Consider the following 24,898-nt stretch of genomic DNA (forward strand, 5'->3'; position numbering starts at 1 on the left):
TTACAAGGTGGACTCCGGCGTCGCCGGCGGCGACGGGCACTGGGGGCCGCACAAACCGGGGCAGTCGTTCCATGACGAAGAGGCGGGCGTGACCATCACGGTGGTCACGTCATCCTCCACCGGCGATGTGGTCACCGTCACCAAATCTTGATCGACCACCCCGGAATCGGGCACTCGTAAGGGGATCAGGCGGGCTACGGTACTTATGTCACCCCGCCTTGCACACCACCTGCGCCCTCGAGGAGTGCCGTGTTCGCCATACCCCTGGCCCCCGACGCCGAACTGCGCCCCCTGGAACCCTGGCAGATCGGCGAGTTCTTCGCCCACATCGAACGCGCCCGCTCCCAGCTCGACAAGTGGATCCGCTTCGCGGCGGTGTGCAAGGACCTGCCGTCGGCCCACGCGACACTGCAGCACTACGCCGACAAACAGGCCGCCGACTCCGGACGCCTGTTCGGCATATGGGACCGGGGCGTACTGGTCGGCGGATGCATGTTCCCGGCCTTCGACGCCCAGAGCGGCGTCTGCGAGATCGGCGTGTGGACCGAGCCGGCCGGCCAGGGGCGCGGGCTGATCAGCGCGGCGGTCCGGCACCTGCTCGACTACGCGCTGATCGAGCGCGGGCTGACGCGGGCCGAGTGGCACTGCAGCCCGCTGAACGACCGGAGCTGGGCGGTGGCCAAGCGGGTGGGGATGACGGCCGAGGGGATTCTGCGGTCGGCGTATGTGGTGAACGGGGAGCGGCAGGACATGCAGATTTGGGCGATCCTGCGGGATGAGTGGGTGGCGCTGCGGGAGGACGAGGGGTCTGGGGCCACCAGGCCCTAGAACGCCGGCGACCGCTGAACGACGACACTCGACACCGGCGACGACAGATCGCCGGCCCGAGACGTCCGAAGCCGGATTCCACTATCCGGCAACAGAATCTCAGCTTCTCGCTCCTCGAACCGCACGCCCGCTCTGCTCAGCCCTTCGACGCAGTCCGCGTAGCTGCGCCCCACGCTCGCCGCCCCACCCACACCCGCGACAGTAACCCCCTCGGCCATAGCGCAGATACGTCGCGCGGTATCGGCCGGGTCATAGGTCACAGCGACATTCGCCGTGAAGTGCAGATCGACGGAGTCCCGCCCGGGAAGCGCGGTGGCCATACCCTCACCCAGCAGAGCCCTGACATTCCCGCGGCGCATGCCGAGCCGCACAGGGCCGAAGCCCCGAGGATCGATTTCCGTCGCTATCGCCGGTTTCGCCGTCGGAGTACCGAAGAAGCTCGGTTCCGCCGCGGGTCCGTGAGCGAACGCCGTCACAGCGTCGAAAGGCCGCTCTCCGATACGGCCGCCCTGCACGAAGAGGGCGATGCCCCATACGGGCACTTCCCACAGCCCATGCACCTCGCGCACCTCGAGCCCGATGCGCGCCAGCCTGGCGAGAACCGTGCTGGAGCTCGCGTCGCGCAGCGAGACGCCGTCCACCTCGGCGTGCGCCGGGGCGCTCAGCTCGATGTGGTCGACCGTGCCGGCGTCCGCATAGCCGAAGACGATCCCTTTGTCCGCATATCGGTCGGACAGTTGGTCCATCCACGCCAGACCGCGGTAGGAGAGCGTCGGCCTCCCCAACTTCGCGCGCACGGCGGCACGCCTGGTGCCGAACCACACACCGGCCGCGCCCCGGAAGGGGTGGATCGCGACCATTCCGGGCCGCGCGGCGTTACGGGCGGACGAACCCGACGGCCGGCATCAGGTCGATCGGCGCGTACTCGATCGGGCTGCTGGGGTTGGCGGCGTGGATTATGGTGCCGTTGCCGACGTAGATGCCCACGTGGTGCATGTCGTTGTAGTACAGCACCAGGTCGCCGGGCTGCAGCGCGGACTTGGCGACCTTCGGGAAGGCGGCGTACTGGGCGCGGGAGCCGTGCTCCATCGAGACGCCCGCCTTGCCCCAGGCGGCCATCGTCAGGCCGGAGCAGTCGTAGGCGTTCGGGCCGGCGGCGCCCCAGACATAGGGCTTGCCGAGCTGGGCCTTGGCGAACTGGACCGCTATCGCCGCGCGCGGGTCGGACGGCACCGGGAGGTTCTTGATGGTGGAGGCCGGCACGTTGTTGGTGGCCACCATGCGGTTGTACTGCAGGCGCTGGGCGGCGGTGAGGCGGTTCAGCAGGTCCTTGGCGGCCTGCTCCTTCGACTCGATGTCAGCCTTCTGCTGCGCCATCAGCGCGCGGGTCTTGGCCAGCTGCGCCAGCTCGTCCGAGGCGCTGACCTTGTCCTGGTTCAGCTGCCGCTGGATCTCCGCGGCGTTGCGCATGGTGGCCATCTTGTCGTCGGTGATCCGCGACAGGGTGGTGGCCTGCTGGAGGTAGTTGTCCGGCGACTGCATGAGCATCAGCTGCAGGGTCGTGTCGACGCCGCCGTTCTCGTACTGCGCGGCGGCCAGGCCGCCGAGCGAGCTCCGCGCGCCGGTGAGCGAGTTCTGCTCCGCGGTGATGCGGGCCTGCAGCTGGTCCACCTTGTGCTGCAGGTCGTTGAGGCGGGTGCTGGCGTCGTTGTACGCCTCGGTCGCCTTCTCGGCTTCGTCGTGGAGCTTGTCCACCTGAGCCTTGACATCGGTGACGCTCTCGTTCGGGTCGGCCTGAGCGGCCGTCGGCAGCAGGGCCACCGACCCGGCGGCCGCTGTCGCCAGCGTCACCGTCACCGCCGTCCGGGAAACCGGAACGTACTTCTTGGGCGCGCGATGGGCCGCTTCCTTGGGCGACGTCACCATGTCTGTTGCCTCCGGTTCGCCGAAACGTCCGGACCACCATAGCCCTTACGGAGGAGACGGGAAAGAAAGTGCGGGAATTCGAGATGCGGTGGGGAGCGGGGCCGGGTCGTGTCCCGGGTTTGGGAGGAGGTTGAGGGTCCCGGTCTCCGCTGGGTGTTTGAGGTGCTGGGATGATGTACGGAGGTGGCCTTCGCCCGCCGGCCCCGACCGCCGGAACGATGGCGGCCGCACCGAAGCGGCCCTCTCGGCGGCGGCCGAGCTTTGCCAAAACCTGACCGGCGCACCCCCTTCACGAGGCGGCCGTCCACCCTCCAGAAGCCGTGTGACAGCTCCCGATCGCCTCTGGAAGACTTGATCTGTTTTCTCGTCCGCCCGCAACATCTCGCGGAGTGCGTCCATGGCTTTGCCATCCGCCGATCCCCTCGACCACCACTACCGCGGCGAGCACCCGATACGGACACTCGCCTATCTCTTCCGAGAGGATCGGGGCCGCCTGGGCCTCGGGGTCCTCGCCTATTTCGTCAAGCACAGCCCCACGTTCCTGCTGCCGTTGGTGACCGCCGACGTCATCGACATCGTGGTGCGGCATCGTCCGATATCCGGCCTGTGGGTCGATTCGGGCATTCTGATGGCGCTGCTGATGCTGAACCTTCCGGGCCATCTGCTGTACGTCCGCTGCTTCAGCCACTCGATCCGCCGGATGGGGGTGCGGCTGCGGTCGGCGCTGTGCTGGCGGCTGCAGCACCTGTCCATCGGCTACCACTCGCGGGTCAGCGCCGGGGTGCTGCAGGCCAAGGTGATCCGCGACGTGGAGGCCATCGAGCAGGCCGCGCAGCAGACCGCGGACAGCGGGCTGGCCGCCGTGGTCACGCTGATCGGCGCGACCACCGTCATCGCGGTGCGGGATCCGGTGTGGCTGCCGGTGTTCGCGGTGCTGGTGCCGGTCACCGTGCTGCTGGCGATGGCGCTGCGTAAGCCCATGAAGCAGGACAACGAGACGTTCCGCACCGAAGTGGAGCAGCTGTCGTCGCGGGTGGTGGAGATGACCAACCTCATCCCCATCACCCGGGCCCACGGCCTGGAACGCGACGCCTTCCGGCGCGTGGACGGCACGCTGCGGCGGGTGCTGGCCGCCGGGCTGCGCCTGGACCTGATCAACGGCACGTTCGGCGCCATGGCGTGGATCGCCCTGAACTGCATGGGGGTGGCCTGCCTGACCGGCGCGGCGTACGCGGCCTACACCGGGGCGCTCGGGACGTCGCCGGGCGACGTCGTCATGCTCAGCGCCTTCTTCACGACGCTGATCGGCGCGGTCGGGGCCCTGATGAACCTGACGCCGGTCATCACCAGGGGACTGGCCTCGGTGCGGTCGGTCGGCGAGGTGCTGCAGGCCCCTGACATCGAGGAGAACGAGGGGCGCGAGCGCGTCGAGCAGGTGCGCGGGGAGTTCGTCTTCGACGACGTGACCTTCGCCTACCCGGACGCCGACCGGGCGTCGGTCGCCGACGTGGACCTGACCGTGCGGCCCGGGGAGACGGTGGCGTTCGTCGGCGCGTCCGGGGCCGGCAAGTCGACGATCCTGAACATGGTGATCGGCTTCATCCGGCCGACCTCGGGACGCATCCTGCTGGACGGCCGCGACATGACCGGCCTGGATCTGCGCACCTACCGCAAGCACCTGTCGATCGTGCCCCAGGAGACCACGCTCTTCGACGGCACGATCCGCGACAACGTCCTCTACGGCCTGGCCGGCGTGGGCGACGACGAGCTGCTCGCGACTCTGCGCGACGCGAACGCGCTGGAGTTCGTCGAGCGGCTGCCCGACGGCCTGGACACCCGCGTGGGCGAGAAGGGCGCGCGCCTGTCCGGCGGGCAGAAGCAGCGCCTGGCGATCGCCCGCGCGCTGGTCCGCGATCCCAGGGTGCTGATCCTCGACGAGGCGACGTCCGCGCTCGACACGCAGTCCGAGCGGCTGATCCAGGAGGCGCTGGGCCGCCTGGTCGCCGGGCGGACCACGTTCGTGGTGGCGCACCGGCTCTCGACGGTGCGCAACGCCGACCGGATCGTCGTGATGGACGGCGGCCGGATCGTGGAGAGCGGGACGCACGACGAGCTGGTGGCCCGGGGCGGGGCTTATGCCTCGCTGCACGGGGTGCGGGCTTCCTAGCAGGGTCCTGAGAACCGGGAGGACTCAGCCGGGTCCTCCCGGTTCTCGTGTCCGCGGCGCCCTTCAGGCGAGCTGCGGCATGACCTCGGCGGCGATCCACTCCATCGCGGCTTCCAGGTGCTCGGCCGCGATCGGCAGCCACAGCGTGCAGGCGGCGAGCCCCGCTTCGGCGAGTTCGCCGAGACCCTCGACGACGCTCGCCGCGGTCGCCGACTCGCCGCCCAGGGGGCGTCCCGGCGAGGTGACGACCGCCGGGATGCCGGGCGGGGTGAGGAACGCGGCCGACGCGAGCGTCAGGCGATCGGCCTCCTCCTCGGCGGCGGCGAGGTCGAGCAGCCGGCGACGGACGTCGACGAGGTCCTTGGCGTCGGCGCCGGTGCCGTACCAGCCGTCGCCGTACTTCAGTGCGCGCCGCAGGGCCGCGTCGCTGTGTCCGCCGACCCACACCGGCGGCCCGCCCGGTGTGACCGGCGGGACGCCGAGATGCGCGGCGCGCAGGCGGGTGAAGCGGCCGTCGAAGTCGGCGGGCCGCGTCGTCCACAGGGCCCGCGCGGCGGCGAGGTGGTCGTCGGTCCGCGCGCCGCGCTCCTTCGACGGCACGCCGACCGCTTCGAACTCGTCCGGGTTCCAGCCGGTCCCCACCCCGAGGATCAGGCGGCCACCGGAGACGACGTCCAGGGTGGCGGCCTGGTTCGCGAGGATCAGCGCCGGATAGTACGGCGCGACGAGCACGGATGTCAGCAGGCGAACACGGGTGGTGGCGCCCGCGACGGCGGCGAGCAGCACCAGCGGGTCGGTGTCGAGGCCGAGGCCGCTGTCCAGGATCCGGTTCCCGGTCGCGACGTGGTCGAAGCCCAGCCGTTCGGCCTGGCGGGCGGCGCGCAGGACCGCGGCGCCGTCGCCGATCGGCCAGCGTGGTTGCAGGGAGATGCCGAGGCTCATGGGTGACATGGCCCTACCCAACTCCCTCCACCCGCCGAATAGTCCGATGGACGCCGCGCCGTTCGGCCGTCGGCCGGACGGTACGTGCGGGGGCCGCGCGGGTCGCACGGGTCGCGCGGGTCGCGTCCGGGCGCCGACAGCCGTCCCGCCCTCACCCGTTCAGCCGAACAGGCTGGCCCCTCGCGGCTCGCCTGCGTGATCGTGGCGTGCGATGAGCACTGACTCCGGCCGCGTGCCCCCGTGGGCCTCCTGGTCCACCGTCGTCCCGGTCCTGGCGGCCGTGCTGTTGGCCTTCACCTGGGGCCGGGATCTGCCGGGATGGGCGGTGTCGGGGGTCGCGCTGTTCCTGGCCGGGTCCGTGCTCGCCGCCGTGCACCACGCGGAGGTGGTGGCGCACCGGGTCGGGGAGCCGTTCGGGTCGCTGGTGCTGGCGGTCGCGGTGACGCTGATCGAGGTGGCGCTGATCGTCACCATGATGTCCTCCAACGGGGCCAAGTCCGCCACTCTGGCGCGGGACACGGTGTTCGCGGCGATCATGATCACCTGCAACGGCATCGCCGGGCTGTGCCTGCTGCTGGTGGCGCTGAAGCGCGGGCTGGCGCGGTTCAACGCGGACGGGACCGCCACCGTGTTCGGCGCGATCATCACGCTGGCCGGGCTGACGCTGGTGCTGCCGACGTTCACCACCTCGCCGCCCGGGCCGGAGTTCAACACCACGCAGCTGGCGAACGCCACGGTGGACTCGATCGTGCTCTACGGGCTCTACATCGTGGCGGTGACGGTGCGGCACCGGCCGGACTACCTGCCGGTCGACGCGGGGTCCCAGGTCGCCGATCCGGATGACGCGGACTATGAGAGTGCTGACTCGCGGTCGGAGTCGGAGTCGGGGCCGGGGTCGGGGTCGGGGTCGGAGTCGGGGTCGGAGTCGGGGTCGGGGCCGCGATCCAGCTCCGGATCCGTTTCCGGCTCCGGCTCCGGCTCCGGGTACGACGAGCACGGGTACGAAGGCGACCGCCCGACCGCCGGCCAGGCCCTGACCAGCCTCGGCCTGCTCGTGCTGGCCCTGATCGCGGTCGTGGGCCTGGGCAAGGGCGTCTCGCCGACGATCGAGCGGGGCGTGGACCGGGCCGGGCTGCCGTCGTCGGTGGTCGGCGTCGTCATCGCCCTGCTGGTGCTGCTGCCGGAGTCGATCGCCGCGGTCCGCGCCGCCCGCCGCGACGAGCTGCAGACCAGCCTGAACCTGGCGCTGGGCTCGGCGATGGCCAGCATCGGGCTGACCGTGCCGGCCATCGCCGTGGCCACGATCTGGCTGACCACCCCGCTCATCCTCGGGCTGGACGGCAGCCACATGGTGCTGCTGGCGCTGACCGTGGCCGCCGGGTCGCTGACGTTCGTACGGGGGCGGGCGACGCTGGTGCAGGGCGGCGTGCACCTGGCGGTGTGCTTCAGTTATCTGGTGCTGGCTGTCAGCCCTTGAGGACGGAAGCCCGCCCCCGGCCTCACGGATACAACCGCACCAGGCTCTCCGCCACGCACGCCGGCTTCTCGGCGCCCTCCAGCTCGATGGTGACCGTCCGGCTCAGCTGGTAGCCGCCCTCGACCTCGCGCAACTCGGTGAACTTCACCTTGGCCCGCAGCCGCGAGCCGACCGGCACCGGCGTGATGAACCGCACCCGGTCCAGCCCGTAGTTCACACCCATGCGCGCCCCGGTGACCTGCACGGCCTGGTTGCTCAGCGGCACCATCAGCGCCAGCGTCAGGAAGCCGTGCGCGATCGTGCGGCCGTAGGGTCCGTCCTGGGCCCGCTCCTGGTCGACGTGGATCCACTGGTGGTCGCCGGTCGCGTCGGCGAACTGGTCGATCTGCTGCTGGGTGACCTCCAGCCACTCCTCGCCGGTGAACTCCCGGCCCACCGCACCGGGCAGCTCGTCGAGTGTCAGTTCCTTCACTTGGCGCCTCCGAATCGGTCTCTCAGTTCGCGCTTGAGCACCTTGTGGCTCGGCCCGAGCGGCAGCGCGTCGATGAACTCCACCCGCCGCGGGTACTTGTGGCGGCCGAGATGCTCCTTGCCGTAGGCGAGGACCTCGTCGGCCGAGGGCCCGCCCTCACCGCCGACCACGACCGCGACGATCTCCTCGCCGTGCACCTCGTCCGGCACGCCGATCACGGCCACCGCCGTGACGCCCGGCATCCGCACCAGCACGTCCTCGACCTCGCGCGGGTACACGTTGAAGCCGCCGCGGATGATCAGGTCCTTGGTCCGGTCCACGATCGAGATGAAGCCCTCGTCGTCCTTGCGCCCCAGATCGCCGGTCCGGAACCAGCCGTCGACGACCGCGGCGGCCGTCGCCTCGGGGCGGCCGAGGTAGCCGGTGAAGACGTTGTGGCCGCGGATCACGATCTCGCCCAACTCGCCGGCCGGCAGCAGCTTGATGCCGTCGAGGAGGTCCGGGTCGGCGATCTCGACGTCCACACCCCACAGCGGGTGGCCGACGGTGCCGGGCTTCGTGCCGATCGCCAGCTGGTTCACGGAGGCCACCGGCGAGGTCTCGGACAATCCGTAGCCCTCCAGCACCTTCGCCCCGAAGGCCGCCTCGAAGCGCTCCAGGACCGGGACCGGGAGCGAGGCGCCGCCGGAGACGCACCGCCGCAGCTTGGGCAGCCGTTCCGCGCGCGCCGCCGCCTCGACGAGCGTCAGGTACATCGTCGGCACACCGTGGAACGTGGTGACGTTCTCCTGGGCCATCAGCGCGATGGCGGCGTCGGGGTCGAAGCGCGGGAGCAGCACGACGGTCGCGCCGACGCGCCAGGTGGCGTTCATGCTGACGGTCTGGCCGAAGGTGTGGAACAGCGGCAGCGAGGCCAGGACGACGTCGTCGCGGCGGACCTCGTCGCGGGCGTCGTAGGCGTCGACGGTGGCGTTCATGACGAGGTTCAGATGCGACAGGACGGCGCCCTTGGGCGTGCCGGTCGTGCCGGAGGTGTAGAAGATGACCGCCGGATCCTCGGGCTTGCGGCTGACGAAGGTCGGCAGCGGAGCGGCGTGCTCGGTCAGCTCCTCCAGGCGTCCGCCGGGTCCGGCGGTGACGACCGCGATCCCGGCACGCCCGGCCGCCGCCGCGGCGGTCTCGGCGCACATGGCGTGGGCGATGACGAGAGTGGCGCCGCTGTCCTGCACGACGGTGGCGGCCTCGTCGGCGGTCAGCAGCAGGTGGACGGGGACCACAACGCCGCCGGCAGCCAGGATCGCGTAGTACGCCCGCGGGAACTCGGTGGTGTTCGGGCACATCAGCGCCACCGGGTCGCCGGGCTTCACCCCCAGGTCCACCAGCGCGGCGGCCTGCTTCAGCACCTGCTGCCAGAGCTGCGCGAAGGTGAGACGCCGCTCGCCCTCGACGAGCGCGGTCTTGTCGGGCCGGCGCCAGGCCGGCTCGGCGAGGACGCTGGCCAGCGAAAGGGTGGTCATTCCTGCTCGCTTCCTGTGTGCGTTGCGGGTCTGAGGTCCCGTTTGTGACTCCGGTTCCCGGGCTCCGTTTCTGACTCCGGTTCCCGGGCTCCGTCTTCAGCCCCGGTTCGCCGGTCCCGTGTCCAGCTCCGGTTCCCAGGTCCCGTCTTCAGCTCCGGTCACAGCTTCCCGACCTTGGTGTACCCCTTCAGCAGGTCGCGCGAGATGATCAGCTTCTGCATCTCGTCGGTCCCCTCGAAGATCCGGTACAGCCGGACCGCACGGTACCAGCGCTCGATCGGCAGCTCGCGGGTGTAGCCCATGCCGCCGTGGATCTGCAGCACGCGGTCCACGACGCGGTTCACCATGCCGGCCCCGTAGAGCTTGGCCATCGAGGAGCTGTGGCGCGGGTCCAGACCCTGGTCGATGGCCCAGGCGGCACGCAGCACCAGCAGGCGGGCGGCCTCGAGCTCGACCTCGGAGTCGGCGAGCATCCACTGGATGGCCTGGTTGGCGCCGATCGGCTGACCGAACGTGTGGCGCGTGTTGGCGTACTCGACGCCCATCTCCAGAGCGCGCTCGGCGATGCCGATGGCGTTGGAGGGGATGATGTAGCGGCCCTTGCCGATCCACTTCATGCCGAGCTCGAAGCCCTGGCCGATCTCGCCGAGGATGTTGCGGGCCGGAACGCGGACGTCCTCGAAGACCAGGGCGGCCGGGCCGCCCTCGCCCATGGTCTGGATGAACTCGGACTTCCAGCCCATCGCCCGGTCCACGAGGAAGGCGGTGGTCCCGCCGCCGCGCACCCCCTTGGCCTTGTCGGTGACGGCGACGACGATGACGAAGTCGGCGTCGGCGCCATTGGTGATGAAGGTCTTCTCACCGTTGAGGATCCAGTCGCCGGTGACCTCATCCAGGCGTGCGGAGAACTTGATGTTGGCCGCGTCCGATCCGGCCCCGGGCTCGGTGATGGCGAAGCAGCTGATGCGGTCGCCGGCGATGGTGGGGAGCAGGTACTCGGCCTTCTGCTGCTCATTGGCGTAGAAGAGGATGTTGTCGGCCTCGCCGCCGAAACGGAAGGGCACCCAGGTACGGCCGAGCTCCTGCCAGATCAGCGACTGCAGGACGGCGGGCAGACCCATGCCGCCGTACTCCTCGGGCGTGGCCAGCCCCCAGAACCCGAACTCCTTGGCCTTGAGCTGAAGCTCGCGCAGTTCGCGGCGCTCCAGGCCCGGGCGGTGGGCGCGTTCGCGGCGCAGGACTTCCTGCTCCAGCGGCACAAGTTCCTTGGTGATGAAGGCGCGCGCCGTGTCCTTGACGGCCTTCTGTTCGTCGGTCAGGCCGAAGTCCATGAGCGGGAACCTCCGTGTTCGTTTCGTTCTCGGTGGGGCGGTAGTGGTTCTCAGAAGGCGTTGACGCCGGTCAGAGCACGGCCGATCAGGAGCTTCTGGATCTGCGAGGTGCCTTCGTAGAGGGTCAGGACCCTGGCGTCCCGCAGATACTTGCCGACCGGGTACTCGTCGATGTAGCCGTAGCCGCCGAAGACCTGGATGGCGTTGTTGGCGGCGCGGACGGCGGCCTCGGAACAGAAGAGCTTGGCGGTGGAGGCGGCGGTGGCGTAGGGCTGGCCGCGCTCTATGAGATCGGCGACGCGCCACACGAGCATGCGGGCGGCGTCCAGATCGACGGAGATGTCGGCGAGCATCTCCTGGACGAGCTGGTAGTGGGCGATGGACTTGCCGAACTGGTCACGCTCGGCGGCGTAGGCGACGGACGCGTCGAGGCACGCCTGCATCAGACCGACACAGCCGGCGGCCACGGACATGCGGCCCTTGTCGAGGGTGGACATCGCGATCTTGAAGCCCTGGCCGACACCGCCGAGGCGGGCCGCGTCGGGAACGCGAACGTGGTCGAGAACGAGCTCGGCGGTCGCCTGACCGCGGAGACCGAGCTTGCCCTTGATCTCGCGCGCCTGGAAGCCGGGAGTGGAGGTGGGGACGAGGAAGGCGGTGATGCCGCGGGGGCCGTCGTCTTCGGCGCTGTTTTCGGCGCGGTTTTCGGCGCGGTTTTCAGCTCGGTTCTCAGCTCCGGTGCGGGCGAAGATCAGGGCGACATCGGCCCAGGTGCCGTTGGTGATGAAGACCTTGGTACCGGAGATGACCCAGTCGTCGCCGTCCCTCGTGGCCTTGGTCTTGAGGTGGCCGGCGTCGGAACCGTTGCCGGGCTCGGTGAGGCCGAAACAGCCGAGGGCGTCACCCGCCACCAGCCTCGGGATCCACTCGCGCTTCTGCTCCTCGGTGCCGTACGCCAGCAGCGGCTTGGTGACCAGGCCCAGCGAAACCGAGACGATGCCGCGGACCGCCGTGTCACCGCGGCCGAGCTCCTCCATGACGAGGCAGTAGGAGACGTGGTCACCGGCCGAACCGCCGTACTCCTCGGGGATGGTCATACCGAGGAAGCCGAGGTCACCAAGCCGCTTGACGATGCCCCGGTCCACGGACTCGGCACGGTCCCAGGCGGTGGCGTACGGAATGACGTCGCGGTCGACGAAGTCGGCGGCGAGGGCGCGGATCGCCTGGTGCTCTTCGGTGAGGGACAGGTCCATCGGTCACCTTCGGGGAGGTCGGGAGGCGCGCCAAAAACTAGCGGCGAGAGTTTCCTTGAGGCTAGCCTGGAGAAACTAGCGATGCAAGGTTTCCGCCACGGGATTTACTGGGCTCTCACAAGCCGCCCGCCACCGGCGGCACAAGGGAGGAAGAACGATGGCCCGACCACGAACGCCACTGCTCAGCCGCGAAGGCATCGTGGCCGCCGCCCTGGCCCTGGTCGACGCCGAGGGCCTGGACGCCCTGTCGACACGACGCCTGGCGGCGGAGCTGGGTGTCAGCGGACCCTCGCTGTACAACCACGTCGCGACGAAGGACGAGCTGCTCGACGCGGTGGTGGACAGCGTGGTGGCGGGGGTGGATGTCTCGGCTTTCGCGGGGTTGGGGGGCGGGGGTGGGAGCGCGGGCACGGGCGCCGACGCGGGCACGGGCACGGGCGCGGGCGCGGGCGCGGGCACATGTGTTGGGGCCACCCATGCTGTGACCATCAAGGATTCGGCCGATCCGGCAGGCGTCCCGACGACACCCCCGCACCCTCCCGGCAGCGCCGCTTCCGGCGACCTTTCCGGCGCCGGCCGCGTCGCCCCGACTTGGCGCTTGGCGCTGGCCTCGTGGGCGCGTTCGTACCGGGCGGCACTGGCCGCGCACCCGAACGTCGTCCCGGCCCTGGCCCAGGGCACCGGCCGCCGCCCCGCCCAGCTCCGCATCGCCGACGCGGTCTTCGGCGGCCTGGTCGACGCCGGCTGGCCCCGCCGCGAAGCCACGAGCATCGGTGCCCTGATGCGCTCCCTGGTGATCGGCTCGGCCCTGGGCTCGTTCGCCGGCAGCTTCCCCGCCGACGCCTCCGTCTACGCGGGCGTCTACCCGCACCTGGACCAGGCCCACCTCCTGGCCGAGCACCAACGCGAGATCGACGAGCGCGCCTTCGAAGTCGGCCTCACCGCCGTCCTGGACGGCCTGGAACTCCGCCACGCGGCCCTCACCGCCGAAAGCCCGCCCGCGTGACCGACCCCCATCGATCACAAGATGGTTCCGACATCAGCACCGCCCACACAGGATTTCGCCAACCAGGTTCCCCCGCCACGAAGCTTCGGGCATGCTTCGCGCTGTGGCGGCTTCAGACAACGGGGTGACAGTCAGCTCCGACCCCCAGCCCTCAACACCCCCCGATCTCACCACGGCGACCGAAGCCCTGCTGCAAGCGATCACCGCCCTGAGCCTCCCCCTCGACCTCCCCTCCGCGGCCCCGGCCCGCCGCGCCCGCACGGAGATCGAACACATCCTCACCGCAGCAGTCCTCCCCCGCCTCCACACCCCGGACGCGCCACTCCTCGCCGCCCTCGCCGGCCCCACCGGCGTGGGCAAGTCGACGCTGCTGAACGCGCTGGCGGGGGCGACGGTTTCGGCGACGGGTCCGCTGCGGCCGACGACGCGAACGCCGGTGTTGGTGTGTCACCCGGCGGATATCGCGGATGAGGTTGGGCCGTTGAGCGTTGGCGCCGGCGACGACACGCCGGTTGGCACGGGTGTCGCCGACACGTCGGGGGAAGCATCCGTGAGGGGGTCTGCTGGCGAGTCCTCGGGGGGCGCGCCACGCGGACCGTTCGCGGCCACGTCTGTCGATGCCGCGCCGAGCGTCGCATCAGCGGGCGAAGTGCTCGCCCACGTGACGCTCGGCGCGTCGTCCGTGGGCACGCTGGCTGGCGCGGTTGCCGCGGGCACGCCGGCTGGATCGTTCGCGGGAACAGCGGCGGGCACTTCGGCGGCGGACGCAGCGTCAGCAGACGTGACGCCAGCGGACGCGATATCAGCAGGCGTTGCCACGGACACGTCGGCAGCGGGCGCGAGACCGGCAGCCACGACGACGGCTCGCGCGGTAGCGACCGCCGAGACCGCGAAGGCGGCGAGCGCGACCGCCGAGAGCGCGACGTCAGACGCCACACCGGCAAGCCCGACCGCGAGCATGACACCGATCGGCGCCTCGGCGTCGGCAGGCACGGCGCCGAGCGTGGCAGCAGCCAACGCGACCGCGGCGACCGCGGCTGCGGTGAGCGAGCCGATGGCGGGCGGGGCAGCGGTCGGCACGCTGGCGGCGGACGCGGCGGCAGCGGGAGGCACGCCGACATCGGCAGCAGACGCGGCGGCAGCGGCAGTAGACGCAGCGGCAGGCGCAACGGCGAGCGCGACACCGGCAGCCGGCGCAGCGGCAGCAGCCCCCGCGGCAACCGCGACCGCGGCGACCGTGGCACCGGCGAGCGAGCCGATAGCAGCAGGCACGCCCCTTACCGGCGCGACCGTTGCGGCGGCAGGCGCAGCGGCGACCACGACCGCAGGTACCGGAGCACCGGCGAGCGAGCCGATGACAGCCGGGACAGCGACAGACACGCCGGCAGCGGACGCGAGGGCAGCCGGCACGCCGACTGCGGACGCGGCGGCAGCGCCAGGCGGGCCAGCAGCGGACGCGACAGCCGTGGACGGCGCGCCGCGGCGGGCAGTGCTCGCCGATCGCGTGGCGGGAGTGTTGGAGCCTCTCCTTTCTTCCCCCCTCCCCTCCCCCTCCCTCCCTCGTGGCGTAGCGATAGTCGACACAGCCGACGGCGATCCGGCGGGGTTGGTGGGGGCCGCGGACGTGGTCGTGTGTGTCGTGAGTGCGGAGCGGTATGCGGACGCCGCTGTGTGGCGGGTGCTGCGGGGGGTCGGGGGGCGGGGGGTGTCCGTCGCGGTGGTGCTGGGGCGGGTGGTGCCGGGGGTCGTGGGGGAGGTCGGGGAGGCTTTCGGGGAGTTGTTGCGGGTGAACGGGTTGGGGGCGGCTCCTTTGTTCGTGGTGGAGGAGGTCGGGTATGGAGACGGCGGGCTCGGGCGCGCGGGCGGGCCTGCCGGGGGTACGGGGGGTGGGTTGTTGCCCGGCGGGGTGGTGGCCGGGTTGTGGGGGTGGCTCAGGGACGCGGGGGCGGACACCGCAGGGAGGGTGCGCATCGGGCGGCGGGGGGTGGCCGGGCGGCTCGATGTCGTCGACGCTTTGGTGGGGGAGGTGGCCGGTGCCTGGGAGGGGCAGCGGTTGGCTCTAGAGGTATTGCATCAGGGTTTGGAGAGGGTGCATACCGCTGAACGGGTGAGGTTTCGGGGGTTGGTGGATGGTGGGGAGTTGTTCGGGGGTGAGGTGCGGATCCGGTGGCAGGAGGTGCTGGGGTCCGGGCGGATCAGTGCCCTGTTCGCGGCTGAGGCGGTCGCCGGGAAGCGGGGCAAGAAGGCAGGCGGGAAGGCAGGCGGGAAGACGGGCAAGGCGGGCAAGGCCGCTGACTGGAGTACGCGGTTCCAGAATCAGGCGGGGCACGATGCCGAGACCGCGCCTCTGCGCGCCGCGCTCGTCGAGGCCGTGGCCCGGGCCTACCGCGCCGCGTTGGAGCGGGCGGCGCGCAAGACCGCGGATCAGTGGGAGCTGACGCCCGGTGCCCCCGAACCCCAGGCCCCGGACGAGTCCACCCGGCGCGCCACCGATCCGGCACGGGCCGCGGCCGCGTGGCTCGACAGCCTCCCCGGTGCCATCCGTGATCAGGCCCGCTCTCGCCGCACCAGCCGTACCATCGGTCCGGCCGGCGCCGGGATCCGGAGCGCCGCGTTGGTGTTGGGTGTGGCGGCCTTGGCTGGAGGAGCGGCAGCAGGAGGAGCCGTAGGTAGCGAGGCAGTTCTGGACGGCGGAGCAGTGGCCGGAAGTGGGAGAGCGGGCGAGGCCGGAGTGGGCGCCGACGCGGCTGTCGGGGAACGCCGCGAGCCCGCCGCCGACGCCGCCCTGGGCCTCCTGCGCACCATGTTCGGGGTCGAGGACGCCGAGCGGCTGCTGGCCACCGCCACCTCCGGCCTCAAGGACGGCAGCGCCCGGCTCCTCGACCGTGCCGCGGACGTGCACCGGCGGCAGTTGGCCGCCTACTCCGTCGATCCGGCCGAGATGCATGCGCTGAACGAAGCCCGGGCTGCCGTGGCCGCGGCTCGCAACGAGGAAGACTAGGGATGGAAGTCATCGGTGAGGGAGTGGCGGGCGCCGTCGAGGCGGCCGAGAGCACGGACGGAGTCCTACACGACGACCGCCGCGCGAAACCTCCGGCGGCGCGGGCCGTGGCCGATGTGGTCGCCGGCGCAGGTAGCAGTGCGAGCGCAGGTAGCAGTGCGGACGCAGGTAGCAGTGCAGGCGCAGGTGCCGGTGCAGGTAGCGATGCCGGGGCAGGTACGGGTACCAGTGCCGGTGCAGGTGCAGGTGCAGGTGCAGGTGCAGGTGCAAGTAGGAGCACCGGTAGAAGCACCAATACAGCCGCCCTCACCACCCGCCTGGCCGCCCTCGAAAGTCTCCTGAAGGACACCGAGGACCGTCTCTCGACGAGCGTCGCCGACGAGGCCGGCCGCATCCTCCTGCGCGTCCACGAGCGCATCGCCCTGTCGCCCGACCTCGTCGTCACCGCCATCGCGGGCGCGACCGGCAGCGGCAAGTCGTCGTTGTTCAATGCCCTGATCCGCTTCGACCTCGCGCCGGTCGGGGCCATCCGCCCCACCACGACCGCGGGGCTGGCCTGCGTCTGGGATCCGGACCGTGCGGACGGGGCGGGGGCGCTCCTGGACCGCATCGGTGTCGCGCCGCACAACAGGACCCTGCGAGGCTCGTTGCTCGACGGCGCCCACCGCCGTGCCGAACCGGAGCTCGCGCCGCTGGTCCTGATCGATCTGCCGGACCACGACTCGGCCGTGCGGGCGCACCGGGACGAGACCGACCGGGCCGCCGCCGCGGCCGACCTGCTGCTGTTCGTCACCGATCCGCAGAAGTACGCCGACGCCTCCTGGCACGAGCGCTACCTCACGCGGCTCAACCACCACCAGCAAGCGCTGGTCGTGGTGCTCAACAAGAGCGACGAGCTGGCGCCGGAGGACACGCGGGCGGTCGCGGCCGACCTGCGGAGGATGCTCGGCGAAGCAGGGCTCGACGACGTTCCGCTGCTCGTCACCTCGACCCGGACCGGCGAGGGGCTTCAGGAACTCAGGGATCTGATCGCCGAGCGGGTCTGGCGCAAGCAGGCGTCCCTGACCCGGAGTGCGGCCGACGTCGACCGGGCGGCCGCACTCATCGCGGCCGAGCTGGCTCCGATCAGCACAGCACCGGGGCCCGGAGCCGACGACGGGGAGGGTCTCTCCGACGAGGCGAAGAACGCGACCCTCACCGCCATCCGCGACAGCACCAGCATGCGCGCCCTGTCCGACCTCCTTGAGGCCACCTACCGCCGCCGCGCCTCGGCCGTCACCGGTTGGCCGCTTCGCCACGCCGTCATGACCCTGGTGTCCCGCGCCCGCGGCGACGAGGAGGAGCGCTACGCCCCGTGGACCGCCCCGGTGGCCGGTGAGCCCGCCCCTCCCCCGGTCCAGCACGACGACGTCGAAACCGCCGTGGGCAACGCCGTGGACCGCGTCGCCGCCGGGCTGCCGCGGCCCTGGGCCAAGGAGATGCGCCGCATCGGCGACCGCTGTGTGCAGACGCTCGCCGACACCCTGGACGCCACCCTGTCCGGTACGGAGGTCGCGCCCCGGCTGGTCCCCCGCTGGTGGACCGCCGTGCAGGTGCTGCACTGGATGCTGCTGACCGCCGCTCTGGTCGGCGTGGGCGGCGCCGTCGCGCTCGCCGTGGCCGGCGGTGCGAAGGACTCCAGCCTCCCGGACACCGGCGCGATCCCGTTCCCTCTTCTGGTCACGGTGCTCGCGCTGGTGGCCGGTGCGCTGCTCGACGCCCTGTGCCGCCCGGCCGCGCGGAAGGCGGCGGGCGCCCTGCGCGCCAAGGTCGCCGAGCGGATGGCCGAACGGGTCCGCGGTGCCGCCGATCAGCTGCTGTTCGCCCCGCTTGTCGCAGAACACGAACATTATGTCAGAGTATGGACCCTCGCACGCGACCTCACGGCACGGTCCGGTGACGGCAAGGTGCCCCTGTCCGGCGGGGGACAGGGGCGACCTACACAATAAGCACCCTTACTCAGGGAGGGAAGCCACCCCCGGCGCCAGGAACCGGTGACCGGTCACGGACTCGGCCACTCCGGTGCGGTCCAGGTACGGCGTGATGCCGCCGAGGTGGAACGGCCAGCCGGCGCCGAGCAGCATGCACAGGTCGATGTCCTGCGCCTCGCCGACCACGCCCTCGGTCAGCATCAGGTCGACTTCCTGCGCCATCGCCTTCAGCGCGCGGTCGCGGACCTGCTCCTCGGTGGAGGGCGACGGACCCGGCTGGAACAGCTCCAGCACCTCGGGGTCGATGACCGGGACCCCGGTGTCCCACTTGTAGATGGCCTTCTTGCCCGCGGCGACCAGCTTGGCCAGGTTCGGCGAGACGGCGAAGCGGTCCGGGAAGGCGGTGTGCAGCGTCTCGGCGACGTGCAGCGCCACCGCCGGGCCGACCAGCTCCAGCAGCACGAACGGCGACATCGGCAGGCCCAGCGGCTCCAGCGCGCGGTCCGCGACCTCGATCGGCGTGCCCTCGTCCACCGCCGCGGTGACCTCGCCCAGGAAGCGGGTCAGCAGGCGGTTCACGACGAACGCCGGGGCGTCCTTCACCAGCACGCAGGACTTCTTCAGGGTCTTGCCGACCGCGAACGCCGTGGCCAGCGAGGCGTCGTCGGTCCGCTCGGCGCGGACGATCTCCAGCAGCGGCAGCACCGCCACCGGGTTGAAGAAGTGGAAGCCCACGACCCGCTCGGGGTGCCGGAGCTTGGAGGCCATCTCGGTCACCGACAGCGAGGAGGTGTTGGTGGCCAGCACGCAGTCCTCCCGGACCACGGCCTCGACCTCGGCGAACACCTGCTGCTTGACCGACATCTCCTCGAAGACGGCCTCGATCACGAGGTCGGCGTCGGCGAAGGCGTCCTTGGTCAGCGAGCCGGTCACCAGGGCCTTGAGGCGGTTCGCCTGGTCCTGGTTGAGGCGGCCCTTGAGCTGGAGCAGGCCGATCTGCTCGTGGACGTAGCCGACGCCCTTGTCCACGCGCTCCTGGTCGATGTCGGTCATCACGACCGGCACCTGCAGGCGCTGCACGAACAGCAGCGCGAACTGCGAGGCCATCAGGCCCGCGCCGACCACGCCGACCTTGGTGACGGGGCGGGCGAGGGACTTGTCCGGCGCGCCGAAGGGACGCTTGGCCCGCTTCTGGTTCAGGTTGAACGCGTAGAGCCCGGCCCGCAGCTCGTCGGTCATGATCAGGTCGGCGAGCGCCTCGTCCTCCAGGGCGAAGCCCTCGTCGTCGGACGCGGTGGCCATCTTCTCGATGATGTCCAGGGCGCGGTACGGGGCCGGAGCGGCGCCGTGCACCTTGGAATCGGCGATCTGGCGTCCGCGGGCGACGGCGGCGGCGTAGTCGTCGGCCGAGTACGTCTTGCGCTCGACCGTGACCTCGCCGGCGATGACCTTCTCGGCCCACGCGACCGACTGCTCCAGGAAGTCGACGGGCTCGAACATGACGTCGGCGATGCCGAGCTCGTACGCCTTGGGGCCCTTGAGCATCCGGTTCTGCGACAGCGCGTTCTCGATGATGACGGTGACCGCGGCGTCCGGGCCGATCAGCTTGGGCAGCAGGGTGCAGCCGCCCCAGCCGGGGACCAGGCCGAGGAAGCACTCGGGGAAGGCGAGCGCGGGGACGCCGGAGGAGATGGTGCGGTAGGTGCACATCAGGGCGACCTCGACGCCGCCGCCCATGGCGGCGCCGTTGACGAACGCGAACGACGGCACCGGCAGCGCGGACAGGCGCTTGAAGGTGTCGTGGCCGGCCTGGGCGATGGCCAGGCCCTGTTCGCGGTTCTTCACGACCTCGACGCCCTTGAGGTCGGCGCCGACGGCGAAGATGAACGGCTTGCCGGTCACGCCGGCGCCGACGATCTCGCCGTTCCTGGCCGCGGCCTCGACCTGGTCGATGGCGGCGCCGAGCTGGACCAGGCCGCCGGGGCCGAAGGTGTTGGGCTTGGTGTGGTCGAAGCCGTTGTCCAGCGTGATCAGCGCGAAGCGGCCGGTGCCGCCGGGCAGCTCGAAGAACTGCACCGGGGCCTTGGTGACGACCTCGTCCGGGAAGAGCTCCGTGGCGAGGGCGGTCAGGTCCTGAGTCACTTGCTCTCTCCGTTCCGCTGTGCCGTCTGGGTCGCTTCGCTCCAGTGGGGGTTCTCCCAGATGACCGTTCCGCCCATGCCGATGCCGACGCACATCGACGTCAGGCCGTAGCGGACCTCGGGGTGCTCCTCGAAGTGCTGCGCGAGCTGGGTCATCAGGCGCACGCCGGAGGAGGCCAGCGGGTGGCCCATGGCGATGGCGCCGCCGTAGGGGTTGACGCGCGGGTCGTCGTCGGAGATGCCGAAGTGGTCGAGGAAGGCGACGACCTGCACGGCGAAGGCCTCGTTCAGCTCGAACAGGCCGATGTCGCCGATGGTCAGGCCGGCCTTGGCCAGGGCCTTCTCGGTGGCCGGGACCGGGCCGATGCCCATGACCTCCGGCTCGACGCCGACGTAGGCGTAGGAGACCAGGCGCATCCGGACCGGCAGGCCCAGCTCCTCGGCGACGTCCTCGGCGGCCAGGATGCAGGCGGTGGCGCCGTCGTTCAGGCCGGCGGCGTTGCCCGCGGTGACCCGGCCGCGGACCCGGAACGGGGTCTTCAGCGCGGCGAGGTCCTCGACCGTGGTGCCGGGGCGCGGGGGCTCGTCGGCGGTGACGACGTTGTAGCCCTTCTCGGCGTGCCGGGCCGCCATCGGGACCAGGACGTCGTGGAACTTGCCGGCGGCCAGGGCCTTGGCGTACTTCTCCTGGGAGGCGGCGGCGAAGGCGTCGCAGCGCTCCTTGGTGAGCTCGGGGTAGCGGTCGTGGAGGTTCTCCGCGGTGGAGCCCATGACCAGGGCCGAGGGGTCGACCAGCTTCTCGGCGATGATGCGCGGGTTGGGGTCCACGCCCTCGCCCATCGGGTGCCGGCCCATGTGCTCGACGCCGCCGGCCACGACCACGTCGTAGGCGCCGAAGGCGATGCCGCCGGCGGTGGTGGTGACGGCGGTCATGGCGCCGGCGCACATGCGGTCGATGGAGTAGCCCGGGACGGTCTTGGGCAGGCCCGCCAGCAGCGCCGCGACCCGGCCCAGGGTCAGGCCCTGGTCGCCGATCTGGGTGGTGGCGGCGATCGCCACGTCGTCCACGCGCTCGGCGGGCAGCTGCGGGTTGCGGCGCAGCAGCTCGCGGATGCAGCGGATGACCAGGTCATCCGCCCGGGTCTCGGCATAGACGCCCTTCGGGCCGGCCTTGCCGAACGGGGTACGGACGCCGTCGACAAAAACCACCTGTCGCACGGCCCTCTCGGTCTGAGGCACGTTGGCTCTCCTCCACGCGGAACGATTCTGCGACCATGCTACTCGCGGGTAACAAGAATCGGCGAGCGCGGGTGGGGGTGACCGCCGTCACGGGCCCCCTTCGGCCGGCGCGCCAGGCCGAAGGGGCGGCCGCGAGGCGTCCGCGAGCAGCCGGGCTCAGACCGCGGCCGGCTCCTCGGCGGCCCGCTCCTTGACAGCCGGCTCCTCGGCGGCCAGCTGCTCGACCAGCTCACGCGCCCGGGCGTCGGCGGCGGCCAGGGCCTGCGCGCGGGAGGCCTCGGCCAGCGGGATGAGCTCCGCCATGGCGGGGACGGTGCCGGCGAGCGTCAGCTGAATGGTGATGAACTCCGGCGTGATGCCCAGGTGCGCCGACAGGACCGCGCTCAGGTAGTTCTTCACGAACTCCATGTCCTCGCGCGGGGTGCCGGGCTCGTAGGAGCCGCCGCGGGAGGCCACGACCACGACCCGCTTGCCGGCCAGGGACTGCGTCCCCTCCCCCAGGGTCCGGCCCCCGAGGATGATGTGGTCCAGCCAGGCCTTCAGGGAGGAGGCCACGCCGAAGTTGTACATGGGCGCGCCGATCAGGATGACGTCGGCGGCTTCGGCCTCCTCGATCAGGGCCAGGCGCGCGGCGTGCGCGGCGGCCTGCGCCTCGGTGTGGGTGCCGGGCTCGGCGCGGGCCGCGGAGAAGGTCACGGCGTCGATGTGGGGCAGCGGGTCGGCGGCCAGGTCGCGGTAGACGACCGTGCCGTCGGGGTGGGCGGCGCGCCAGGCGTCCGCGAAAGCGGCGGTGACGGTGCGCGAGGCGCTGGCCCCGCCCGGGAAGAGCGAGGCGTCGACGTGCAGCAGCGTGGCCATGGGCGGATTGCTCCCTTTGCATTGGTTACTATTTGTGCGTGACCCCATGATGAATGACTAAAGGAAGCCGTACAAAAGGCACACGGACGTGCTGCCAGGCACATCCGTGTACCTGTCCAGGTGAGCGCCGGAACAGGGAGGAACGCTGGTGACAGACGTGGAGACGACGACCCTCGGGCCGCCGTCGGTATGCCAGGAAGCCGGGGCCGAGAACCAGATGGTCCGGGACCTGTTGGGCCGGATCGGCGACAAGTGGAGCCTGATGATCATCGGGGCGCTGCACAAAGGCCCGCTCCGCTTCAGCGCCCTTCAGCAGGTGGTCGGCGGTATCTCCCAGCGGATGCTGACGCTGAACCTGCGGCAGCTCCAACGCGACGGACTGCTCACGCGCACCGTCTACCCCGAGGTGCCGCCGCGGGTCGAGTACGAGCTCACCGAGCTGGCGCACGGCCTGCTGGCTCCGGTGCTCCAACTGGTGAACTGGGTCGCCGACAACGCGGACCTGGTCCGCAAGCACCGGGAGATCTACGACGCCGAACAGGGCGGAACCGCCTGAGCCTCCGCGGTGTAGGGAGGGCATGAGAACACTGATAGCCGTGGTGGCCATGGGTCTGGTGGCGGGCGGGTGCTCCGGAACTCACTCCGAAGTCAAGGCCGTGCGGGTGACGGAAGAACCTGTCACTCCGTTCGTCAGCACTCACTGCCGTACATCAGAGCCCGCACCACCGGAGCCCTCATACCTCACGATCGGCAGACTGAGCGTGCCGGCCTGGTCGGATCCAGCGGCCTACGGCGCCACTCCCCCGCAACCGGATGCCGACGGCGTCACGTTCTACAAGGGCGGCGTCACGGTGCGGGCCGACCACCCGAAGGTGACGATCACCATCGGCGCCGAAGCTCGTTCCTTCGCGCGCATCGTCATCGAGGATTTCCAAGATCCGCTCGGCGCCCTGTCCGTCACCTATGCGGGAACGCCGCGCATCGCCGCCGAGAAGGGCTGGGACTGCTGGTACGTAGGCGGCTTCAACCTGCTGAACCGCCGGACCACCGCGTGCGTCCCGCTGGACATCACCATCGCCGGCGATCCCGTGGTGCACCACGTGAAGGTCCCGATCGGCATCACGTGCCCGGAGTGACAGGCGCCTCGGAAGCCGTCTCGGCCGCCGCCGTCTTCGCCGCCGCCTTGTGCAGCGCCTCCGCGATCGCGTGCGCCGTCAGCTGCACCTGCCACGGCCGCGCCCCGGCGCCGGCCAGGAACGCGGCCACCTGCTCGTCGTCCGGCTCCGGCACCGGCGGCGTCCAGCACAGCCGGCGCAGCGAGTCCGGCGCCAGCAGGTTCTCCACCGGCAGCGCGTACTGCCCGGCCAGGCCCGTGACCGCCTCGCGGGCCGCGGTCAGCCGCTCGGCGGCGGCCGGGTCCTTGTCCGCCCAGGCCCGCACCGGCGGCGGCCCGTCGCTGGGCGCGGCGCCGGGCCGGGGCAGCTCGGCATCCTTGAGCTGCCGGGCCTTGCTGAGCGCGTCGAAGTAGCGGGGGACGTCCCCGGAACGCATGCGGCCGCTGAAGCCGGGGATCGCCCGCATCTGCGCGGCGCTGCCGGGCAGGGCCAGCGCGGCGTCGATGATGGCCTGGTCCGGGAGCACCCGGGTGGGCGTCATGTCCCGGCGGCGGGCCAGCTCGTCCCGGGACTCCCACAGCGCCCGCACGACCGCCAGCTGCCGCGGCCGGCGCACCTTGTGCAGACCGGAGGTGCGGCGCCAGGGCTCGGCCCTGGGCTTCGGCGGCGGGGCGGCGATCACGGCGTCGAACTCCTGCCGGGCCCAGTCCAGCTTGCCCGCCGTGCGCAGCTCGTCCTCCAGGATGTCGCGCACCTCGACCAGCACCTCGACGTCGAGGGCGGCATAACGCAGCCACGCCTCCGGCAGCGGCCGGGTGGACCAGTCCGAGGCCGAGTGCCCCTTCTCCAGCTCCAGGCCCAGCACCTCGGCGACCAGCGGGCCCAGCCCCACCCGCTCGTGGCCGCCGAGCCGGGCGCCGAGCTCGGTGTCGAACAGGCCGCCGGTGCCGTCGGCGCGCCGGGCCGGGGGCACCATGCCCACCTCGGCCAGGCACACCAGGTCCTGGCTGGCGGCGTGCAGCACCCACTCGGCCCCGGCCAGCGCCGGGCCGTCCCCGGCCAGCGCCGACAGGTCGGAGCAGGCGATGGGGTCGATGAGGAAGGTGCCGGCCCCCTGGCGGCGTATCTGCACCAGGTAGGCGCGCTGGCTGTACTTGTAGCCGCTGGCGCGCTCGGCGTCGACGGCGACCGGGCCGGTGCCGGCCGCCAGCCGCTCCACCGCGGCGGCCAGCGCCTCGGCGGTGTCCGTGACGGGGGGCAGGCCCTCGCGCGGAACCAGCAGCGGCACCAGGGCGCGGGGCGGTTCGGCGCCCGTCGTTGTCGGCTCGGGGCTGGCCGGTCCGCCCGGCGTACTGGAACTCGTCACGTCCTTACAGTAACGACCGGTGTCAGTGAATGGTCCCGCCGCGCAGCGCGACGGCGACCATGCCCGCCCGGTCGCCGGTGCCCAGTTTGCGCGCGATCCGGGCCAAATGGCTCTTCACGGTCAGCGCGGACAGCCCCATCGCCTGGCCGATGGCCTTGTTCGAGCGGCCGTCGGCGACCAGGCGCAGGACCTCGATCTCGCGCGCCGACAGATCGCGGCAGCCGGCGTGCGCGGCCTGCGCGGCGCCGTTCGCGCCGTCCAGCGCCGCGGCGCCGGGCGGCAGCCCGGC

22 protein-coding genes and 1 pseudogene are annotated in these 24,898 nt (G+C 71.5%); 10 read left to right on the plus strand and 13 right to left on the minus strand.

Going from position 1 to position 24,898, the window contains the following annotated elements; translation table 11 throughout:
* Positions 1 to 7: 7 nt before the first annotated feature.
* Together ABD466_RS36645 and ABD466_RS36650 are read left to right on the plus strand one after the other, a co-directional pair.
* The gene (locus ABD466_RS36645; RefSeq protein ID WP_344661862.1) at positions 8 to 151 is read left to right on the plus strand and encodes a hypothetical protein; all 144 of its coding nucleotides are present in this window, start codon (positions 8 to 10) and stop codon (positions 149 to 151) included.
* A gap of 98 nt (positions 152 to 249) precedes the next feature.
* Positions 250 to 828: a GNAT family N-acetyltransferase gene (locus tag ABD466_RS36650; RefSeq protein WP_344661863.1), complete on the plus strand. Its 579-nt coding sequence runs from the start codon at positions 250 to 252 to the stop codon at positions 826 to 828.
* Here ABD466_RS36650 and ABD466_RS36655 read toward each other — a convergent pair.
* Positions 825 to 1,625 carry a hypothetical protein gene (locus tag ABD466_RS36655; RefSeq protein WP_344661864.1) on the minus strand — a complete coding sequence of 267 codons (801 nt, stop codon included), beginning with the start codon at positions 1,623 to 1,625 and terminating at the stop codon, positions 825 to 827. The genes ABD466_RS36650 and ABD466_RS36655 overlap by 4 nt on opposite strands.
* Positions 1,626 to 1,704: 79 nt before the next feature.
* Positions 1,705 to 2,754 (minus strand): C40 family peptidase, encoded by a 1,050-nt coding sequence (locus ABD466_RS36660; protein WP_344661865.1) that lies wholly within the window; start codon positions 2,752 to 2,754, stop codon positions 1,705 to 1,707.
* Positions 2,755 to 3,151: 397 nt separating this feature from the next.
* Between ABD466_RS36660 and ABD466_RS36665 the strand changes: the two genes are divergently transcribed.
* Positions 3,152 to 4,921 (plus strand): ABC transporter ATP-binding protein, encoded by a 1,770-nt coding sequence (locus ABD466_RS36665; protein WP_344661866.1) that lies wholly within the window; start codon positions 3,152 to 3,154, stop codon positions 4,919 to 4,921.
* A gap of 63 nt (positions 4,922 to 4,984) precedes the next feature.
* Here ABD466_RS36665 and ABD466_RS36670 read toward each other — a convergent pair whose 3' ends face one another.
* Positions 4,985 to 5,872: a TIGR03619 family F420-dependent LLM class oxidoreductase gene (locus ABD466_RS36670; protein ID WP_344661867.1), complete on the minus strand. Its 888-nt coding sequence runs from the start codon at positions 5,870 to 5,872 to the stop codon at positions 4,985 to 4,987.
* Between the two features lie 202 nt (positions 5,873 to 6,074).
* Between ABD466_RS36670 and ABD466_RS36675 the strand changes: the two genes are divergently transcribed.
* Positions 6,075 to 7,340: a calcium:cation antiporter gene (locus tag ABD466_RS36675; RefSeq protein ID WP_344661868.1), complete on the plus strand. Its 1,266-nt coding sequence runs from the start codon at positions 6,075 to 6,077 to the stop codon at positions 7,338 to 7,340.
* Between the two features lie 22 nt (positions 7,341 to 7,362).
* On the opposite strand, the gene ABD466_RS36680 is transcribed toward ABD466_RS36675, so the two are convergent.
* From ABD466_RS36680 to ABD466_RS36695, 4 genes are all read right to left on the minus strand, one after another.
* Entirely contained in the window at positions 7,363 to 7,812 is a 450-nt protein-coding gene (locus tag ABD466_RS36680) for a MaoC family dehydratase (protein ID WP_344661869.1), read from the minus strand.
* The gene (locus tag ABD466_RS36685; RefSeq protein ID WP_344661870.1) at positions 7,809 to 9,329 is read right to left on the minus strand and encodes a long-chain-fatty-acid--CoA ligase; all 1,521 of its coding nucleotides are present in this window, start codon (positions 9,327 to 9,329) and stop codon (positions 7,809 to 7,811) included. The genes ABD466_RS36680 and ABD466_RS36685 overlap by 4 nt, the downstream gene beginning before the upstream one ends.
* 158 nt (positions 9,330 to 9,487) lie before the next feature.
* Complete coding sequence (locus tag ABD466_RS36690; RefSeq protein ID WP_344661871.1) at positions 9,488 to 10,660, minus strand: acyl-CoA dehydrogenase family protein; 1,173 nt, start codon at positions 10,658 to 10,660, stop codon at positions 9,488 to 9,490.
* Between the two features lie 50 nt (positions 10,661 to 10,710).
* Entirely contained in the window at positions 10,711 to 11,913 is a 1,203-nt protein-coding gene (locus ABD466_RS36695; protein WP_344661872.1) for an acyl-CoA dehydrogenase family protein, read from the minus strand.
* A gap of 157 nt (positions 11,914 to 12,070) precedes the next feature.
* Between ABD466_RS36695 and ABD466_RS36700 the strand changes: the two genes are divergently transcribed.
* The gene (locus ABD466_RS36700; RefSeq protein WP_344661873.1) at positions 12,071 to 12,919 is read left to right on the plus strand and encodes a TetR/AcrR family transcriptional regulator; all 849 of its coding nucleotides are present in this window, start codon (positions 12,071 to 12,073) and stop codon (positions 12,917 to 12,919) included.
* A gap of 91 nt (positions 12,920 to 13,010) precedes the next feature.
* Positions 13,011 to 13,352, plus strand: a pseudogene (locus ABD466_RS36705) (GTPase domain-containing protein); the annotation flags it as partial.
* A gap of 14 nt (positions 13,353 to 13,366) precedes the next feature.
* Here the strand turns inward: ABD466_RS36705 and ABD466_RS36710 are convergent.
* Entirely contained in the window at positions 13,367 to 14,299 is a 933-nt protein-coding gene (locus tag ABD466_RS36710) for a hypothetical protein (protein WP_344661883.1), read from the minus strand.
* Between the two features lie 745 nt (positions 14,300 to 15,044).
* Here ABD466_RS36710 and ABD466_RS36715 point away from each other — a divergent pair.
* Both ABD466_RS36715 and ABD466_RS36720 read left to right on the plus strand, forming a co-directional pair.
* On the plus strand, positions 15,045 to 15,920 hold the full coding sequence (locus tag ABD466_RS36715) for a hypothetical protein (RefSeq protein ID WP_344661884.1): 876 nt from the start codon (positions 15,045 to 15,047) through the stop codon (positions 15,918 to 15,920).
* A 2-nt stretch (positions 15,921 to 15,922) separates the two neighbouring features.
* Complete coding sequence (locus ABD466_RS36720) at positions 15,923 to 17,908, plus strand: GTPase (RefSeq protein WP_344661874.1); 1,986 nt, start codon at positions 15,923 to 15,925, stop codon at positions 17,906 to 17,908.
* Between the two features lie 6 nt (positions 17,909 to 17,914).
* Here ABD466_RS36720 and ABD466_RS36725 read toward each other — a convergent pair whose 3' ends face one another.
* From ABD466_RS36725 to ABD466_RS36735, 3 genes are all read right to left on the minus strand, one after another.
* The gene (locus ABD466_RS36725) at positions 17,915 to 20,032 is read right to left on the minus strand and encodes a 3-hydroxyacyl-CoA dehydrogenase NAD-binding domain-containing protein (RefSeq protein ID WP_344661875.1); all 2,118 of its coding nucleotides are present in this window, start codon (positions 20,030 to 20,032) and stop codon (positions 17,915 to 17,917) included.
* Positions 20,029 to 21,270 (minus strand): thiolase family protein, encoded by a 1,242-nt coding sequence (locus tag ABD466_RS36730; RefSeq protein WP_344661876.1) that lies wholly within the window; start codon positions 21,268 to 21,270, stop codon positions 20,029 to 20,031. The genes ABD466_RS36725 and ABD466_RS36730 overlap by 4 nt, the downstream gene beginning before the upstream one ends.
* 156 nt (positions 21,271 to 21,426) lie before the next feature.
* Positions 21,427 to 22,128 (minus strand): FMN-dependent NADH-azoreductase, encoded by a 702-nt coding sequence (locus ABD466_RS36735; RefSeq protein WP_344661877.1) that lies wholly within the window; start codon positions 22,126 to 22,128, stop codon positions 21,427 to 21,429.
* Between the two features lie 157 nt (positions 22,129 to 22,285).
* Here ABD466_RS36735 and ABD466_RS36740 point away from each other — a divergent pair, with 157 nt between their 5' ends.
* Positions 22,286 to 22,684 (plus strand): winged helix-turn-helix transcriptional regulator, encoded by a 399-nt coding sequence (locus ABD466_RS36740; protein ID WP_425558835.1) that lies wholly within the window; start codon positions 22,286 to 22,288, stop codon positions 22,682 to 22,684.
* Positions 22,685 to 22,889: 205 nt separating this feature from the next.
* Complete coding sequence (locus tag ABD466_RS36745; RefSeq protein WP_344661878.1) at positions 22,890 to 23,264, plus strand: hypothetical protein; 375 nt, start codon at positions 22,890 to 22,892, stop codon at positions 23,262 to 23,264.
* Here the strand turns inward: ABD466_RS36745 and ABD466_RS36750 are convergent.
* Together ABD466_RS36750 and ABD466_RS36755 are read right to left on the minus strand one after the other, a co-directional pair.
* A complete protein-coding gene (locus ABD466_RS36750; protein ID WP_344661879.1) occupies positions 23,248 to 24,609 on the minus strand; it encodes a ribonuclease D in 1,362 nt (453 codons plus the stop codon). The two genes, ABD466_RS36745 and ABD466_RS36750, sit on opposite strands and share 17 nt — an antisense overlap.
* Positions 24,610 to 24,631: 22 nt before the next feature.
* On the minus strand, positions 24,632 to 24,898 hold a 267-nt coding region (locus ABD466_RS36755), incomplete at its 5' end, for a response regulator transcription factor (RefSeq protein ID WP_344661880.1).

The organism is Catenulispora subtropica (assembly GCF_039531675.1).
Taxonomy (GTDB): domain Bacteria; phylum Actinomycetota; class Actinomycetes; order Streptomycetales; family Catenulisporaceae; genus Catenulispora; species Catenulispora subtropica.